This is a genomic window from Halorussus rarus, assembly GCF_003369835.1.
In the GTDB taxonomy this organism is placed as follows: domain Archaea; phylum Halobacteriota; class Halobacteria; order Halobacteriales; family Haladaptataceae; genus Halorussus; species Halorussus rarus.
In genome coordinates this window covers 128,843-145,231 of the sequence record NZ_QPMJ01000005.1, presented here as the reverse complement: position 1 = coordinate 145,231, position 16,389 = coordinate 128,843, and the positions used below count along the sequence as shown (strand labels likewise).

Genomic DNA, 16,389 nt, shown 5'->3' with positions numbered 1-16,389 from the left:
CTTGTAGGGGCCGGTCTGGCCGAAGCCGGTGGTCCGGACCATCACCAGTTCCGGGTTGATCTCCGAGAGGGTCTCCCAACCGAGGTTCCACTCCTCGAGTCGGCCCGGCCGGAAGTTCTCGATGAACACGTCCGCCTCCTCCACCAACTCCTGAACCGTCTCCTGTCCGTCTTCGTAGTGGAGGTCGATGCAGACGCTCTTTTTGTTGCGGCCGAGGGCCTTCCAGTGGAGTTCCTCGTCGTAGTCGCCGTGGTGGCGGATGCCATCTCCATTCGGGTGTTCGATTTTGATGACTTCGGCGCCGAAGTCGCCCAACAGGGTGGCGGTCCACGGCCCGGCCAACAGCGATGCGCAGTCGATGACCGTAAGGCCTTCTAACGGCTGCTCGCTTTCCGTGGGTTGCATTCACGTATCAATGCTCGGGGGAAGCCCGTATATTTATCGGTCACCGACACCGGGTAGCGACGGGAAGCCGGCGGAGATGTTCGCGTCGTCCCCTCTATCGTCGTCTCGGCCGGGAGCCGCGGTCGCTTGGGATGCAAATTTATATGTCTGCCCGGTACAAGTCTATGTGGTATGCTACACTGTAGCGATGGGGCTCATCGCGTCCCGGAGCACAACCGCGGGACCGCGAGCGTGACCGAGAAACGGGGGTCCGTTTAGCCATGTCCCTGTTAGAAGTCGACGATCTCACCGTCACGTACCGTACCGAAGAACGGCGAGTGTACGCGGTGAACGGGGTCTCGTTCGACATCGAGGAGGGGGAGATATACGGTCTCGTCGGCGAAAGCGGAAGCGGAAAATCCACTATCGGGGACGCCGTTCTCGGACTCCTGCCCAACAACGGGTCCGTCGGTGAGGAAAGTAGGGTGCAGTTCGACGGACACGACATGCTCGGAATGGAGGCGAAAGAGCAGCAGCATCTGCGGTGGGAGGACATCGCCTACATCCCACAGAGTGCGATGGACGCGCTTGACCCCGTGATGTCGACGGGAAGCCAGATCGTCCAGGCGATCCGGAAACACCGCGACGTCTCGAAGAAGGAGGCACGCGAGCGAGTCAAGGAGGTGTTCGATACCGTCGGACTCGACTCGAACCGCATCGACGATTATCCTCACGAGTTCAGCGGTGGAATGCGCCAACGAGTGACGATCGCGATGGCGATGGCGTTGGAGCCAAAACTCATCATCGCCGACGAGCCGACGACCGGCCTCGACGTCATCGTCCAGGACAAGATCCACTCGAAGATCCTGGAGATGCAGGAGCGAACCGGTGCATCACTGCTGATGATAACCCACGACATCGGCGTGATCGCCGAGATGGCCGACAAGCTATCTATCCTGTACGGGGGGAAGGTCATGGAGCAAGGGAGTACTGAGCAGGTGCTAAACTCGCCGTCGAACCCCTACACGATGGGGCTGAAGAACTCGTTCCCCGAACTCGACAACATCGACAACAGCCCCGTCTCGATTCCCGGATCGCCTCCAGTCCTCGAATCGGAACCGACGGAGTGCGTCTTCAGGGAGCGGTGTCCGTTCGCTGAGGAGGAGTGCGAAGCCGAACATCCACCTCTCGTCGACGTCGAGGGTGCCGACCAGCAGTCGGCGTGTCACTTCGCAGACGAGCACGAGGAGATGCGAGCACTCGCCCGGGAGCCCGAGACCTGGGGGACCACCCCGGCGGACGAGGGGGAGTCGCACGATGACACCGCGGGCGAGCTCATCCTCGAGACGAACGAGCTCAAGAAGTGGTACCCCCTCTACCAGCCGCTTACTGACAAGCTTTCGGGAGCGGAACCGGACTACGTCAAAGCCGTCGACGGCGTCGATATAAACGTTCACCGGTCGGAGATCGTTGGCCTCGCTGGCGAGAGCGGGTGCGGGAAGTCCACCCTCGGAGAGACGGTCGTGCGGCTCGAGGATCCGACCGACGGCGAGATTCTGTTCAAGGGCGACGATATAGCCGAGTACCGGGAGAAGGACATGCAACAGTTCCGCAAGGACGTTCAGTTCGTCTTCCAGGACCCGTTCGATTCGCTGAACCCGCGCCAACGGGTGCGGCGGCTCATCACCGAACCGCTCAAGATCCACGACCTCTACGACGCCAAGGACGGCAGCCGCCAACAGAAGGTAATCGAGACGCTTGAGGAGGTCGGGCTCGGGCCGGCCGAGCGGTATCTCGAGAAGTATCCCCACGAGCTCAGCGGCGGAGAGCGACAGCGGGTTGCGGTCGCCCGTGCGCTCGCTGTGGAACCCGACTTTATCGTGTGCGACGAACCAGCGTCGATGCTCGACGTCTCACTGAAGATGGGGCTCCTGAACCTCTTCAAGCGACTCTCCCGGAAGGAGGATATCGGCATCCTCTACATCTCCCACGACCTGGCGAGCCTCGCCCACGTCTCCGACAGATTGGCGATCATGTATCTGGGGCGGCTAGTCGAAGTGGGCAACAGTAAGGACGTCATCACCAGTCCCCGCCATCCGTACACCGCGGCTCTGCTGGCCGCCTCCCCGGACCAGGACCCGACCAAGGACCGCCAGCCCATCCTCCTGCCGGGCGAACCACCGGACCCTGTCGACCTCCCCGAGGGATGCAACTTCGCTCCGCGTTGCCCGCACGCGCAGGGGGAGTGCCGCCAGACCGACCCTGAACTCACCGCCGCCGAACCCGCCCAGTCCCAGATGAAGCGTGCCGACGGGAACGGTGAAACTGCCGAGTCGACGGAGCACAGGAAAGCCTGCTACTTCCCGATGAAGGACGACGAAGACATCGGCGATCTCATCTAGGCCGTCCGCAACCGCGTTCGATTTCTGCGTCCGGGCTCCACTTCCGCCGTCGCACATTCGAATCCGCTATCCCACATCCTGATGGCGGCGTGCATCGGTGCTACTGTCCGATTCTGGATAGTACCACCCCGCATCAATCACCCCCGTTATAACTAGTTTAATGTAGCCGTACATGGATACCGACAACTATGGAGGTCAACTTCGAGACCCTCACGTTCGAGCGTCCCGGCCACGCAACGGTCGTCGTCACGACCGACGACGGACAGGTCACGTACATCGATCCCTGGAGTCCAGTTCTCGGGGACGATCCGAAAGCGGCCGACGTCGTCCTCGTGAGCCACGACGACTACGACCACTACGACCCGGACGCGATCCGGTCGATTGCCACGCAGGACACGACCGTCGCCGCGTACGACCAGATCGACACGGACGAACTCGACCTCGACGTTACGCCGATTCCGGCCGACGGTGAGGTCGACGTGAACGACCGCATCCGCGCCCGCGCGCTCCCGGCGTACAACGATCCTGACGGCGAGCACGTCCGAGAGAGCGGCGACCCGTTCCACGCCGAGGGGGAGGTCATCGGTCTCCTGCTGACGATCGACGGCGTGGACGTGTACTTCGCCAGCGACACCGACTTCCTCGACGAACTCGCCGACGTCGAAGCGGACGTCTTCATTCCGCCGATCGGCGGGAGTTTCACCATGGACAGACGGGAAGCGGCCGAATTTGCGGAGAGCGTCGATCCGGAACTGGTCCTCCCGGTCCACTACAACACCCGGAAGGACTTCCCCGACGTCAGCGACACCTTCGAACGGATCGAGACTGACGCCGACGCGTTCGCGAGCGACGTCGAGTCCCGAACCGACGCAACCGTCAAGTTGTTCTGACTCGTCGCGAGCTCGTCGGCTACCAGTACTTTCGTCGATATCCGACGGGGAGTACGAGAGACCGTCGGCTACCGGTCGCCGACGTTGACGACGCCGTCGTCCGCTAACTGTTCGATGTCCTCCGGCGTCGCCGAGGTCCGTTCGCTCAACAGCTCCTCCGTGTGCGCCCCGAGCGGCGGACCGGGGTGGTCGACACTGCCGGGTGTTTCGGACAGCTTCGGGAACACGCCGGTCATGGTGATCTCGCCGAGTTCCTCGTCCTCGACGTCGATAAGGGCATCACGTTCGTTGAAGTGGGGATCTTCGAAGATGTCCTCCATGTTGTACACCGGTCCGATGGCGGCTTCGACCTCGCGGAACTCCTCGAGCGCCTCCTCGCGGGTGTGTTCGGAGAACCAGTCCTGCATGATCGCGTCGATCTCGTCTACGTGTTCGAGACGGTCCTGCGTCGTCTGGAAGCGGGGGTCGTTGACGAGGTCCTCGCCGCCGACCAGTCGGAGGACGCGCTTGGCGATGTTCTCGGCGCTGGTCGAGATCGCCACCCACCGATCGTCTTTCGTCTTGTACGTGTTCCGCGGGGCAGAATTGGAACTGCGGTTGCCCTGGCGCTCCCGAACGATCCCTTTCTGATCGTACGCCGGAACGTCGGTGTGCATGAGTGCGCCGAAGATGGGCTCGAGCACGCTGGAGTCGATGTACTGGCCCGTACCGTCGTTGACGTCGCGCCAGTACAAGGCGAACATCGTCGCGAACGTCGAATGCATCGCCGAGATCGCGTCCGCCAACCCGAACGGCGGCAGCGTCGGCGGCCCGTCTTCTTGGCCGGTGATGTAGGCGAAGCCGCTCATGGCTTCGGCGAGGGTGCCGAAGCCGGGGAAGTCCTTGTAGGGGCCGGTCTGGCCGAAGCCGGTGGTCCGGACCATCACCAGTTCCGGGTTGATCTCCGAGAGGGTCTCCCAACCGAGGTTCCACTCCTCGAGTCGGCCCGGCCGGAAGTTCTCGATGAACACGTCCGCCTCCTCCACCAACTCCTGTACCAGTTGTTGGCCTTCTTCGTAGTGGAGGTCGACGCAGACGCTCTTTTTGTTGCGGCCGAGGGCCTTCCAGTGGAGTTCCTCGTCGTAGTCGCCGTGGTGGCGGATGCCATCCCCGTTAGGGTGTTCGATTTTGATGACTTCGGCGCCGAAGTCGCCCAACAGAGTGGCGGTCCACGGCCCGGCCAACAGCGATGCGCAGTCGATGACCGTAAGGCCTTCTAACGGCTGCTCGCTTTCCATCTCCATCGTAACAAGAACATACCGGTCAACCTCCAAGTAACTTTCTGCATTATTACATACTGATGTGGATCGGACCAATGTATTGCGTTCGACCATCTCCCCCGAATTCGCCGGAAACCAACGATTTGCGGGTCGCAGAATCGACTCCCGAACGATAACTGCGAGGCGCGGAACGTAGGCTTGCAGAGGGAGACAGAAGATAACCCAATGTGCCGGAAGTACGTCCCCACAGAGTCAACAGAGAGATTGTTTTCTACGTAGGTTATATATCTGGCATCAAGTAAGTAGAACATCTCCGGAAAGCGATTACCTAGGGAAACCCCGGTGCGTCCAGCGAATGAGCAGATGAAACCTTCATTATCCATCATTTATTAGTGCAAATAACCGCAAGATATTATAATGGATAGAATGTCTTTGTAGTACATCTGTGAACACTTACCATGCCGGTCAGGTGGTGTTCGCAGATACAAACGGTGGACAAGACCATGGCCAAGGATCAACGACTCGACAGGCGAAGGGTGCTGCAGATAGTCGGCGTCGGTGCGATCGGGGGACTAGCCGGCTGCAGCGGGAGTGAACAGCAAGAAACCACGACGACGGGAGGCGGCGGTACGACTGGAGGTGGCGGAACCACGACACGGGGCGAGATTCCCGAACAGATTAGTACGCACTACTGGAACGACTGGGAGGACGACCGTCAGGAGCAGGTCGAGCGGTACCAGATGACCGCGGAACCGGGGAAAACCGTCGAGCCGATTCCGATCGAGTACTCTTCGGAGGACTCGGAGTGGCTTCAAGAGTGGGCTATCGAGGCCCAACGGGGACTCAATATGTTGGGTTTCCAGTCAGAACTCAAGGACAGCACGGTACAAGCGCTCCTCGACGGGTGGAATCAGAACAGTTCGGGATATCCGTTCTCCTACCTCACGCACGGGCCCGATCCGCAGCGGGGCGTCGACCCCGACCCCCTACTCGGGCGTCGCCGGTGCGGATTCGTCCAGAACTACGCGAACTACTGTAATCCGGAGGCCGACGAACTGATCGACGCGGAGCAGACGACCGTGGATCCGGAACAGCGACAGCAGGCACTCAACGAACTCCAGATGGTGTTGGCCAACGACCACCACCAGGCCGTCCCGTTCTTCCCGGACATCCTGACGGTGGTGAACACGAACACGTGGGAGGGCCACGTCGTCATGCCCGGCAACGGTGCCGCGCTGGACTCGTTCACCTGGACCGCCGTGAACGTCCAGCCGAAGACCGACAACAGAACGTACGTGAAAGGCGGCGGGCAGCCCGTGAACCACCTGAACATCGCGTGGGGTATCGGTGGCGCGGGTGAGAAGCGCATGCGGTACGCGATAGACGGCCTGTACGACGTGTCGCCGGACATGGAGGTGATCCCTGGGCTCGCCACGTCCGCCGAGTTCATCGACGAGACTACGGTCGAGGTCGAACTTCGCGACGGCGTGCAGTGGCACGACGGCGAGTCGTTCGGACCGGGCGACGTCAAGTTCTCGACGGAGATGTTCATCGAGCACAACTCCCCGCAGATGTCCGTGTTCACACGGAGTCTGAACGAGGACAACCCCGTGACCATCGAGTCCGAGAGCGGCGGCGGCGTCGTCCGCTTCAACCTCACCCAACCGGACGCGGTCTTCAACACGGTGGGGATGGTCCGGTCGGTCATCTACCCGCGACACATCTGGCAGGATATCGAGAATCCAGGGCAGCACGAGCCGAGTAGTATGGAGGAGGGACTCGTCGGAACGGGCCCCTTCAAGCTCGCCAACTGGGAGCAGGGGAGCCGACTCGCGATGGACCGCCACGACAACAACTGGATGTGGAACGACGAGTTCCGCCAACAGCATCTGGGCGACCAGTACATGGAGGGTCCCGGGGCAAACCGCCTCGTCTGGGTCAACACGGGCAACATCGACTCGGCCATCGGTGCGCTCCAGCAGGGCGAAATCGACGCCATCAACCAGCGGCTCACCGCCGCCCAGATGCAGCAGGCGACCCAAAGCGGCAACGTCCAGTCTCGAGTGTCGCGGAACTACGCTCCGCTCCACGGACAGACCGACTTCACGGTGCCGATAATCCGGGACAAGGAGTTCCGGCGGGCGTACCTCGGTCACGGTATCGACGTGCAGGGATTCATCGACAGCGTCCTCGGCGGGAACGCGATGAAGGCGAACGCCAACAACCCCGTGTTCCCGGAGAGTCCGTTCTACAACGACGAGACTCCGTCGTTCGAGTTCAACCCCCAGCGAGCGAACCAGATCCTCGACAGGGCAGGGTACGGGACGTCCGGCAACAACCGAGCGTACCCCGACGGTGACGCGTGGGACGCCTTCGTCGAACGGGTCCGGAATCCGCACAAAGGCCGGGAAGAGCTGGGTCAGCCGGACTTCTCGTAACCTCACTTCCACCCCCAATCATCATGAGTAAATTTCACCGATTCCTTCTCAAACGGCTAGTGACGGCGTTCGTACTGACAATCGCGGCAGTTACGATAATCTTCGTCGTACTGCGACTCGCTCCGGGGAATCCTCTCACGACGCTGTTGGCAACAGGAAACATCGACCCGCAGACTGCGGCCGAGCTGCGGGCGCAGTACGGGCTCGACGAGCCGTTGCACGTCCAGTACTTCCAGTATCTGACCTCGCTGCTGACGCTCCAGTTCGGGGTCTCGCTGCGGACCGGGCAGCCGGTCATGGAACTGCTCGGTGGGAGAATCATGAACTCCCTGATCGTCCTGTTACCGGCGCTGGTCACGACGGCCATCGTGAGCACCCTCGCCGGGTTCTACGCGGGGTGGAACCGTGGCGGCCTGTTCGAGAAGTGGTCGATAGTCATCACCACGGTCTTCCGATCGACCCCGATCTTCATCACGGCGATATTCCTGCTCATGATATTCGCGTACGGGCTGGACTTGCTCCCTGTGTTCGGGATGCGTAGCCCCGCTGCGTCACCGACCACGTGGCAGGAGAAGTTCCTCTCGGTGGACTTCCTGCAGCACTACATCCTGCCGTTCACCGCGGCGGCGCTGTACTACAGCGGCGACTTCCTGCTCCTGGCGCGGAACGGCGTCGTCGAGAAGACGGGGTCGGAGTTCCTCAAGCTCCACAAGGCGAAGGGGATGAGCGACACCGAGCAGCTCTACCGCGCCGGCCGGAACTCGCTGCTACCCATCGTGACGTACTTCGCACTCCGGACGGGGATGATCTTCCAGGGCCTCGTCCTCCTCGAAGTCGTGTTCGCCTGGCCGGGAGTCGGCCGCGAGCTCGTGCTCGCGATACAGCGAGCCGACTACACCACCGTCCAGGCCGCGGTGTTCATCATGGCGGTCGCGGTCATTCTGGGGAACCTCATGGCGGACATCCTCTACGGGTACCTCGATCCGACCGTCAGCGTCGGGGAGGCGACAGCATGAGCACGACCACGCCGACCCTCCGGGAGCGAGTCCAGCGGGCGACCGACGACGCGGCGGAGTCGGTCAGATGGCACTGGAGCATCATCTCCCAGGACTACAGCGCGCTGATCGGGACCGTCGTGCTGGCCGTGTTCATCTTCCTCGGATTCTTCGGCCCGTATCTCGCACCACACCATCCCATCGAGGACTTCATCACCGGTTCCGACGGATCCCTGTTGCGCCTCTCCGCGCCGACGCAGGCGGCGCCGATGGGGACGACCCAGTACGGCAAGGATATTTTCAGTCAGTTCCTGGCGGGGGCGCGACCGACGTTGATCGCCGGCTTCGTGGGGGGATTCCTCTCGGGGATGCTGGGCTTCCTCGTCGGACTGACGGCGGGCTACTACGGGGGATACGTCGACCAGGTGCTGATGCGGTTGACCGACCTGACGTTCGCCGTGCCGGCGCTCCCCATCGAGCTGCTCCTGCTCACCTTCGTCGAGCCGAACATCTGGATTATCGCGGTCATCATCCTGGCGCTGCTGTGGAAGCTCACCGCACGGGTCGTCCGGTCGGAGGTCCTGAGCGTCAAGGAGCGGACCTTCGTGAAGTCTGCGCGAGCGAGCGGCGCGGGGAACCTGCGGACGATGTTCCTCCACGTCGCTCCGAACGTCCTTCCCATCGGTCTGCTCTACAGTGCGTACAGCACGGCGTGGGCGATTACTGCCGCTGCCGGACTCGCGTTCCTCGGCTTCGGCGACCCGACCAAGACGAGCTGGGGCCGGATGCTGCGCGCGTCGTTCGAGGCCGGCGCGATGCGGAGCGCCTGGTGGTGGGTGCTTCCCCCGGCGATCGGTATCGCGGCCGTGACCGTCTCCGTGTTCTTCGTCGGGCGGGCCTACGAGGAGGAGATCAACCCCGAGCTGAAGTCCCAGTGAGCGGACTCCGTGTCCGCTATCTGGAGGCAGGCCCCTTCCTCCGTCGAACGTCCCGTCGGCTTCCGCCCTTGAAACCACCGCAGTAGCTCGATTCCTATTTCGCCGACGAAACGCCCGCAGCGCGACCGTCACGACCCTTCAGGGTTGTCGTGACCCTAGCTTTATTGCCCTGCTAGTGAACAATTCGCACTGTTAGGGGACGTCAATAATGGTACAACGCATCAGACGCTCGTTCCTGTTCACCCCGGGTGATAAGCCGGAGTTGCTGGAGAAGGCGGCCGGAACGAACGCGGACGCACTGATCTTCGACTTCGAGGACGCGGTCCCCCGGTCGCGGAAGGAGGAAGCACGCGAGAACGTCCAAACTGTCCTGTCGGAGGTCGACTTCGGCGAGAAGGAGATCTGCGTCCGGATCAACGGTCTGGCGACGCCGTACTGGCTGGCGGACCTCGAGGCCGCGATCGAGGCCGGGGTCCACACGATCAAGCTGCCGATGATCGAATCGCCCCAGGAAGTGGTCACTGCCGTCGAGGCGGCGAACCAACTCACCGACGACCTTCCGGAGTTCTGCGTCGTGATGGAGACGCCCGACGGGATTCTCTCGGGCAAGGACATCGCCACTACCTGCCGGGACGTTCCGCAGGTGACCATGCTCTCGTTCGGCCTCGGTGACTACTGCCGAACGATTGGCGCTCCGGGAGTCACCCCGGACAGCGTGCGGGATTTCCTGAGTCATCTCGTCACCGCCTACGCCTCGATCGGCGACCTCCAGCCGCTCGGAGCCGTCCACTCCGACATCGACGACCTCGATGGACAGCGAGCGAGCGCGGAGCAGTTCTACGAACTGGGGTACGTCGGGCAGGCAGCCATCCATCCGGACCAGATCGACATCGTCAACGAGGCGTACACGCCGGGCGACGACCTCGTCGAACGGGCGAGGCACCTGATCGACGAGTACGAGGCGGTCGAGACCGACTCGATTGTAATCGACGGGGTGTTCCTCGACACGGCAGTCGTCGAGCGATACCGGAACATCCTCCGGCGCTACGAGGCCGTCGCCGGAGACGGCTGAACTGTCAGCGAGTCCGCGGACCGGGGTAATTCGACCTCTTTTTCCACCTTCCAACGAGTCGTCCTCGAAGCGGAAAACGGCCAATTTGGGCCTGTACGGTGAGTGCAGTCCACGCCGACAGTAGATTTATTACCAATGGTATCTCAGTTGATATCGGTTACACGACCACAGGTGGGCCAAGAATGGTACAACGCATCAGACGCTCGTTTCTCTACACTCCGGGCGATAAGCTGGAGTTGCTGGAGAAGGCGGCCGGAACGAACGCGGACGCACTGATCTTCGACTTCGAGGACGCGGTCCCCCGGTCGCGGAAGGAGGAAGCACGCGAGAACGCCCGGACGGTGATGTCGGACGTGGATTTCGGCGAGAAGGAGATCTGCGTCCGGATCAACGGTCTGGCGACGCCGTACTGGCTGGCGGACCTCGAGGCCGCGATCGAGGCCGGGGTCCACACGATCAAGCTGCCGATGATCGAATCGCCCCAGGAAGTGATCACCGTCGTCGAGGCGGCGAACCAACTCACCGACGACCTTCCGGAGTTCATCGTCACGATGGAAAGTCCCGAGGGAATCTACTCAGGGGCGGAGATCGCCACTACCTGTCGGGACATCCCGCAGGTGACCGCGATGTCGTTCGGTATCGGCGACTACTGCCGGACGATCGGCGCTCCGGGGACGCCGACTCGAGTGCGGGAGTTCCTGAGCCACCTCGTCACGGGGTACGCCTCCATCGGCGGCCTCCAACCGACTGGGACTGTCCACACCGACATCGACGACGACGAGGGCCAGCGAGAGATGGCGAGGGAGTTCTACGAGCTAGGGTACGTCGGGCAGGCGGCGATCCACCCGGGTCAGATCGACATCATCAACGAGGAGTATACGCCGGACGAGGACCTCGTCGAACGGGCCAGACAATTGCTCGACGAGTACGAGGCGGTCGAGACCGACTCGATTGTAATCGACGGGGTGTTCCTCGACACGGCGATAGTCGAGCGATACCGGAACATCCTCCGGCGCGACGAGGCCATCGCCGGTGGCGACTGAACCGCTCTGCGGTCGGTGATCGGAGCCACCCATTACGACCATCTTTTCAGGCGGTGGCTCTGCTCGGAAGAACCACGTAGAGAACGGTTGCGACGGCCGTCAGCGTTCCGAGGAACAGGAAGGCGGCGTCGAACCATCCGGCGTCCGAGAGCGCTCCGACGGCGATCGACCCCGTCGAGGCGACGGTCATGTACGTCGTGCGGAGGAGGCCGTACCCTGCACCCCGAATATCGTCGGGGATGACAGACACCAGGTACCCGTTGTTTATCGGGCCGATTCCCGAACGCGTCCCGAGGACGACGGCCAGGGCGACGAGCGATTCGATTCGAGTCGCGAAGGGGAGTGCGAGGAGTCCCAGCGTGTACAGACACGTGATCGCAACGAGTGCATTCCGGTCACCGTACCTGTCGGCGATGTACCCCGCCGTCGGTTGGATCAGAGCGCCGGTAGCGAAGAAGAGGCCGTACAACAGCCCCGCGGTGCTCTGCGCGAGCCCCTTCTCGGTGATGAGGTAGATCGGGAGGAAGGCGGTGAGCCCCTGGAAACTGAACACGACGATCGTCATCCCGCCGCCGGCCAGCAGGACCGGACGCCGGACCAGTGCAGTCTTCATCCGTCTGACTGTGTGGAAGGACAGCTCGTCGACTGCGCTCTCGTCCGACCCCTCCGGAACGACGTACAGCACACCGACCATGACGAGAGCGAAGAGCGGAAGCACGACCGCAAAGCTCGCCCGCCAGCCGATGCGAAGACTGATGGCGGCCGCGGCTATCGGAAACAGCGCTGCACCCACACTGCCCGCTGCAAACGTCAGGCCGAGGGCGGTCCCGTCGTTCTCCGGGTACGTTCGGGAGATTATCGTCACCCGCGGCGTCCCGAACAACCCCGTACCGAGTCCGAAGAGGGCGCAGGCGGCGAGGAACGCGGCGACGTCCGGCGTGACCGAGAAGAGAACGATTCCGAGCCCGCTCACCACCAGGCTCCCGATTATGACCGACCGCTCTCCGATTCGGTCGATGAAGATCCCCGAGGGGAACTGCATGAGCGCGTACGTGACCCAGAGAAGGGAGACGGCGATCCCCGCCATCGTGTTTCCGATCTGGAGGTCCCCCTTGACGTCCGGGAGTATCGCCGGCACGACGAACCGCATTCCGAGGATGATGAGCCAGCCGATCGCGACTGTCGCCAGAACGGGTGTACGGTCGTCGTAGACGAGACCCCACCATCGTCGGATGGCGGCACGTATCTCCGTCGTGTTCGGGAACATGGTTACGATCAAGCCGGGAGGTCGGTGCTCGATTGCCAGTGCGACGACCGACAGCCGTCTCTCGACGCGTCTCCCCACGGAACTGATTCTGTCGCACCGACACGTCGACTCCGACCGCGCCCATGCTCGAGTCGGGCGCGAGCAGGGGCTGTCCTGGATGTCGCTCGGGAGGTCACTGATCGACGACGGAGCCGTCCTCGTGAAGTCGCGTAACCAGCTCCCGCGGTTCGTGTCCGTGTTCGGTCAGCGCCTCCTCGTCCACCGTGATACCCAGTCCGGGCTCGTCCGGAATCCGGAGATACCCGTCTTCCCACTCCAGGGAGCTCTCTATCAGGTGCTCCCCGGGGGCCTCGCCCTTGCTCGGTCGGAAGGGGAACTCCTGGAGACCGAAGTTGGGGATCGACGCAGCCAACTGGAGACCGGCCGCGGTGCTGACGGGACTGAGCGGATTGTGCGGGACGACGTCGACGTGATTGGCTTCGGCGAGTCCCGCGATTTTCTTCACCTGACTGAATCCGCCGGCCAGACCGAGATTCGGACGGACGAACTGGACCGCATCCCGCCGGAGCAGCATGTTGAACTCGTAAGGGGTGTGCAGTCGCTCCCCGGTCGCGATCGGGACGTCGATGTCGTCCGCCACCTTCGCCATCGCGTCGAAGTTGTCGGGCCGCACCGGGTCCTCGTAGAAGAACGGGTGGAACTGCGCGATCTCCTTCGCCAGCGGAATCGCCTGCTCGGGATCGAGTCGCCGATGGATCTCGATGCAGAGGTCCACGTCGTTCCCCACGGCCTCTCGATACGTCCGAACCCTGTCGACGGCATCAGTGATCATCCCCGCGTGGGTCTCGAAGTACGGTTCCTCTCGGGGTTCGTCGAGCAGGGGCGACAGATGGCCGACGGCTGTGAATCCCGCTTCCTTCGCCGCTCGACACTCCGCGGCGAGTTCCTCGGTGGTCTCGCCGAAAGCGTGGACGTACGCGCGGGCCGTGTCCCGGCACTGCCCGCCGAGCAACTGGTAGACGGGGACGCCGAAGTGCTTCCCGGCGATGTCCCACAGCGCGACGTCGATGGCGCTGAGAGCGCCCATGAGGACCGCCCCCCGGAAGTGAGCGTTCCGGTAGAGGTACTGCCAGTGGTGGTCTCGCCGTAGCGGGTCTTTGCCGACGAGATACCGTCCGAACGTCTCCATCGCTCGTTCGCACGGCTCGAGGTAGCCCCAGGCGCCCGCTTCGCCGGTTCCGACGATACCCTCGTCGGTGTGGATTCGCACGAACAGCCAGCGGTCGACAGCGTGATCCGTCTCGTTTCCGACGAGATGCGTTTCTAGCTTCGTGATTTCCATAGCAATCTACACTCACACGTCTTTCGCCGGAGTAATAATTCTATGGTTGGATAGCCGATAGCATCCTCTCGGAGGGGTTCCGGAAGCCCCTGACGAAGGTCAGCGGCCGTCGAACCGGAAGTTCAGCCGCCTTTGTTCAACACCACTATCGTGAATCCCGCGCCGAGCAGGAGAAAGCCCGCGGTGCTGCCGAAAGCGACCGCGAACCCGGTTCGCTCGGCGACTACGCCTGCGTACGTCGGACCGAGGCTACCGATTGCGGTGTAGACGGTTTTGAAGACGCCGAAATCGCCGCCGACGTCTCCGGTCGGGAAAACGTCCATAAGATGGGCCTGCATGACCGGCGGATAGGCCATCAGCCCCGCCGAGAAGACGACAATCGAGAGCAGTATCGTCGGCACGGTCGGCGCGAGGAGCATCCCGATCAGTCCGACGACGCCAAGCAGGATTCCCCCGACAGCGACGGGGACGTGACCGATGTCGTCACCGAGATTCCCGGCGAGCGGCATGACCACCGTGGCCGCGACGAAGAACAGTGCGAATCCCATCGTCGCGAGGCCCGACGAGAAGCCGTTCGCCTGCAGGAACGTAGGCAGGAAGTTGATGATTGCCTGGAACGTGAACGCCCACAGCGAGTACGCGATGACGAACTGGCGGATCCGCCACGACCCGAATACCCGCCTGACGGATTCCCGAAGTTCGAGATCGACCCACGAGAGCGAGTAGGATTCTCGACACCGGCGCTGCAACGAAACAGCGACGACGACCATGGTGACGAGAATCGGAGCGAACGCGGCCTTCCAGGTTGCAACGCGGAGCGCGACGATAGCGAGTCCCGCTGCCAGCACGCTGCCGGCCATCCCGGCAGCGAGATTGATTCCCAACGCCCTCCCCCGTTGCTCGACGAAGAGGTCGGCCAGCAGGGCCCGCATCGGTACGAAGTAGAGTCCGGCACCGATGCCGACTAACGTGACGCCCACGAGGAAGGGGGCGTACGAGAACACGGTCAGCAGGACGGCGAAACCGACGACCATCACCCCGAGTCCGGCCATCAGAACGGTCTTTCGCGTCAGTTCGTCGGAGTACCGACCGCCGGGATAGTGCACCAGCGCGTACGCTCCCCACATGAGCGTCAGTGCGAGTCCGGCCTCCGAGGGCGTGATTGCCAGTCGTTGCGTGATCGTCGGGAGTAGCGGCGGGAGCACCTGCCGGCCGAGCTGCGTCGTCGCCCACCCAATCCCGAGGATAGTCGACATCTGGCCGGTGTACCCGGCGAACAGTCGTTCCCGGCGTTCGGCGTCTATCGTTTCTCCTTCCACGGTCGGTGTGTCGGCTGTCCGTTGTTCGTGCGGGTCCGGAGGGGCACGACCGTCATCGGCGCGCTCTCGTCGAGTCCGCCCGGTGTCCGGCGATCAGTCGCCGAGTCCGAGTTCTTCTCCCCGTTCGAGGATCTCTTCGGCGTACTTCCGGTTCGCGATGTCGACCATGCTCCCGTCGACCCGAGCCGCGCCTCGTCCCTCTTCCTCGGCACGATCCATCGCCTGCTTGACCTTCTGTGCGTACGTGAGCTCCTCCTCGCTCGGCGTGTAGACCTCGTTGGCGATCCCTATCTGGCTGGGATGGATCGCCCACTTGCCGACGAAACCGAGTTGCCTGGACCACGAACACTGTCGACGGTACGCCTCAGGGTCGGAGAAGTCGGCGAACGGTCCGTCGATTGCGTCGAGTCCGTTCGTGCGCGCGGCGTTCACGATGGCGGTCCGAACGTGGTGCCACTTGTCCCCCGGGTAGGTCTCCTCACTGTAGTCGCTGCCGGGGTGCGGGATAGCGAGCGAGACCGAGTAGTCTCCGGGCCCGAAGATGAGCGATTCGAGTCGGTCGCTGGCGGCAGCGATCTCGTCGACGTTCTGGACCGCCTCGGTCACCTCTATCAGTACCTCGATTCCCAGACCATCCTCGATTGCGTTGTTCTCCTCAATCTGGGTGAGAAGTTTGTCCAGCATGTAGATGTCCTCCGACTGCCTGGCTTTTGGAAGGACGATCGTATCGATGTGTTCACCTACTGCCTCCACGACGGTAATCACGTCTCCGTATGCGTACGGCGTGTCGAGGCCGTTCATTCGGAGCGAGATCAGCTTTCCCTCCCAATCGAACTGCTCAACCGCGTCGATCACGTTGGACCGCGAATCCACCTTCTCGTCGTGGGCCACCGAGTCCTCCAGGTCTATCATCACCTCGTCGGCCGGACTGTTCGAGGCCTTTTCCAACATGTTGATATCGCTGGCTGGGGTGGTCAGCTCGCTGCGGCGAACGGACATACCGTTAGGTACTGTGGGCTCCGCAATATATTTATCCCCGA

The 16,389-nt window shown here is 62.7% G+C and carries 13 protein-coding genes; 7 read left to right on the top strand and 6 right to left on the bottom strand.

Going from position 1 to position 16,389, the window contains the following annotated elements:
* Positions 1-405: CoA transferase (locus tag DVR07_RS21165; protein WP_193570299.1), on the bottom strand; the 405-nt coding region annotated here is incomplete at its 3' end.
* Positions 406-665: 260 nt separating this feature from the next.
* Here DVR07_RS21165 and DVR07_RS21160 point away from each other — a divergent pair.
* Together DVR07_RS21160 and DVR07_RS21155 are read left to right on the top strand one after the other, a co-directional pair.
* Positions 666-2,786 (top strand): dipeptide ABC transporter ATP-binding protein, encoded by a 2,121-nt coding sequence (locus DVR07_RS21160; RefSeq protein WP_115799312.1) that lies wholly within the window; start codon positions 666-668, stop codon positions 2,784-2,786.
* 188 nt (positions 2,787-2,974) lie between these two features.
* A complete protein-coding gene (locus DVR07_RS21155) occupies positions 2,975-3,676 on the top strand; it encodes an MBL fold metallo-hydrolase (protein ID WP_115799311.1) in 702 nt (233 codons plus the stop codon).
* 68 nt (positions 3,677-3,744) lie between these two features.
* Here the strand turns inward: DVR07_RS21155 and DVR07_RS21150 are convergent, their stop codons facing one another.
* Positions 3,745-5,049, bottom strand: a complete 1,305-nt coding sequence (locus DVR07_RS21150) for a CaiB/BaiF CoA transferase family protein (RefSeq protein WP_205254587.1) — start codon at positions 5,047-5,049, stop codon at positions 3,745-3,747.
* A 389-nt stretch (positions 5,050-5,438) separates the two neighbouring features.
* On the opposite strand from DVR07_RS21150, the gene DVR07_RS21145 reads away from it, so the two are divergent.
* The 5 genes from DVR07_RS21145 (at position 5,439) to DVR07_RS21125 (ending at position 11,421) form a co-directional block, all read left to right on the top strand.
* On the top strand, positions 5,439-7,373 hold the full coding sequence (locus tag DVR07_RS21145) for an ABC transporter substrate-binding protein (protein ID WP_162829667.1): 1,935 nt from the start codon (positions 5,439-5,441) through the stop codon (positions 7,371-7,373).
* Between the two features lie 23 nt (positions 7,374-7,396).
* On the top strand, positions 7,397-8,389 hold the full coding sequence (locus DVR07_RS21140) for an ABC transporter permease (protein WP_115799309.1): 993 nt from the start codon (positions 7,397-7,399) through the stop codon (positions 8,387-8,389).
* The gene (locus tag DVR07_RS21135) at positions 8,386-9,306 is read left to right on the top strand and encodes an ABC transporter permease (RefSeq protein WP_115799308.1); all 921 of its coding nucleotides are present in this window, start codon (positions 8,386-8,388) and stop codon (positions 9,304-9,306) included. The genes DVR07_RS21140 and DVR07_RS21135 overlap by 4 nt, the downstream gene beginning before the upstream one ends.
* Positions 9,307-9,514: 208 nt before the next feature.
* On the top strand, positions 9,515-10,378 hold the full coding sequence (locus DVR07_RS21130; RefSeq protein WP_115799307.1) for an HpcH/HpaI aldolase/citrate lyase family protein: 864 nt from the start codon (positions 9,515-9,517) through the stop codon (positions 10,376-10,378).
* Between the two features lie 182 nt (positions 10,379-10,560).
* Complete coding sequence (locus DVR07_RS21125) at positions 10,561-11,421, top strand: HpcH/HpaI aldolase/citrate lyase family protein (RefSeq protein WP_115799306.1); 861 nt, start codon at positions 10,561-10,563, stop codon at positions 11,419-11,421.
* Positions 11,422-11,467: 46 nt separating this feature from the next.
* Here the strand turns inward: DVR07_RS21125 and DVR07_RS21120 are convergent, their stop codons facing one another.
* The 4 genes from DVR07_RS21120 to DVR07_RS21105 all read right to left on the bottom strand — a co-directional run bounded on the left by DVR07_RS21120 (position 11,468) and on the right by DVR07_RS21105 (position 16,348).
* The gene (locus DVR07_RS21120; RefSeq protein ID WP_162829666.1) at positions 11,468-12,766 is read right to left on the bottom strand and encodes an MFS transporter; all 1,299 of its coding nucleotides are present in this window, start codon (positions 12,764-12,766) and stop codon (positions 11,468-11,470) included.
* A gap of 94 nt (positions 12,767-12,860) precedes the next feature.
* Positions 12,861-14,030, bottom strand: coding sequence for a galactonate dehydratase (gene dgoD, locus DVR07_RS21115; protein ID WP_115799304.1), 1,170 nt, complete (start codon positions 14,028-14,030; stop codon positions 12,861-12,863).
* 122 nt (positions 14,031-14,152) lie between these two features.
* Positions 14,153-15,286: an MFS transporter gene (locus DVR07_RS21110; RefSeq protein WP_205411009.1), complete on the bottom strand. Its 1,134-nt coding sequence runs from the start codon at positions 15,284-15,286 to the stop codon at positions 14,153-14,155.
* Between the two features lie 156 nt (positions 15,287-15,442).
* Positions 15,443-16,348, bottom strand: a complete 906-nt coding sequence (locus DVR07_RS21105; protein WP_115799302.1) for an HpcH/HpaI aldolase/citrate lyase family protein — start codon at positions 16,346-16,348, stop codon at positions 15,443-15,445.
* Between the last annotated feature and the right edge of the window lie 41 nt (positions 16,349-16,389).

Bases quoted from the DNA above. Each gene is read 5' to 3' on its own strand.
- DVR07_RS21160 (WP_115799312.1), top strand. From the start codon at position 666: ATGTCCCTGTTAGAAGTCGACGATCTCACCGTCACGTACCGTACCGAA.
- DVR07_RS21155 (WP_115799311.1), top strand. From the start codon at position 2,975: ATGGAGGTCAACTTCGAGACCCTCACGTTCGAGCGTCCCGGCCACGCA.
- dgoD (WP_115799304.1), bottom strand. From the start codon at position 14,030: ATGGAAATCACGAAGCTAGAAACGCATCTCGTCGGAAACGAGACGGAT.
- DVR07_RS21145 (WP_162829667.1), top strand. From the start codon at position 5,439: ATGGCCAAGGATCAACGACTCGACAGGCGAAGGGTGCTGCAGATAGTC.
- DVR07_RS21140 (WP_115799309.1), top strand. From the start codon at position 7,397: ATGAGTAAATTTCACCGATTCCTTCTCAAACGGCTAGTGACGGCGTTC.
- DVR07_RS21150 (WP_205254587.1), bottom strand. From the start codon at position 5,049: ATGGTCGAACGCAATACATTGGTCCGATCCACATCAGTATGTAATAAT.
- DVR07_RS21130 (WP_115799307.1), top strand. From the start codon at position 9,515: ATGGTACAACGCATCAGACGCTCGTTCCTGTTCACCCCGGGTGATAAG.
- DVR07_RS21135 (WP_115799308.1), top strand. From the start codon at position 8,386: ATGAGCACGACCACGCCGACCCTCCGGGAGCGAGTCCAGCGGGCGACC.
- DVR07_RS21110 (WP_205411009.1), bottom strand. From the start codon at position 15,286: ATGTCGACTATCCTCGGGATTGGGTGGGCGACGACGCAGCTCGGCCGG.
- DVR07_RS21125 (WP_115799306.1), top strand. From the start codon at position 10,561: ATGGTACAACGCATCAGACGCTCGTTTCTCTACACTCCGGGCGATAAG.
- DVR07_RS21105 (WP_115799302.1), bottom strand. From the start codon at position 16,348: ATGTCCGTTCGCCGCAGCGAGCTGACCACCCCAGCCAGCGATATCAAC.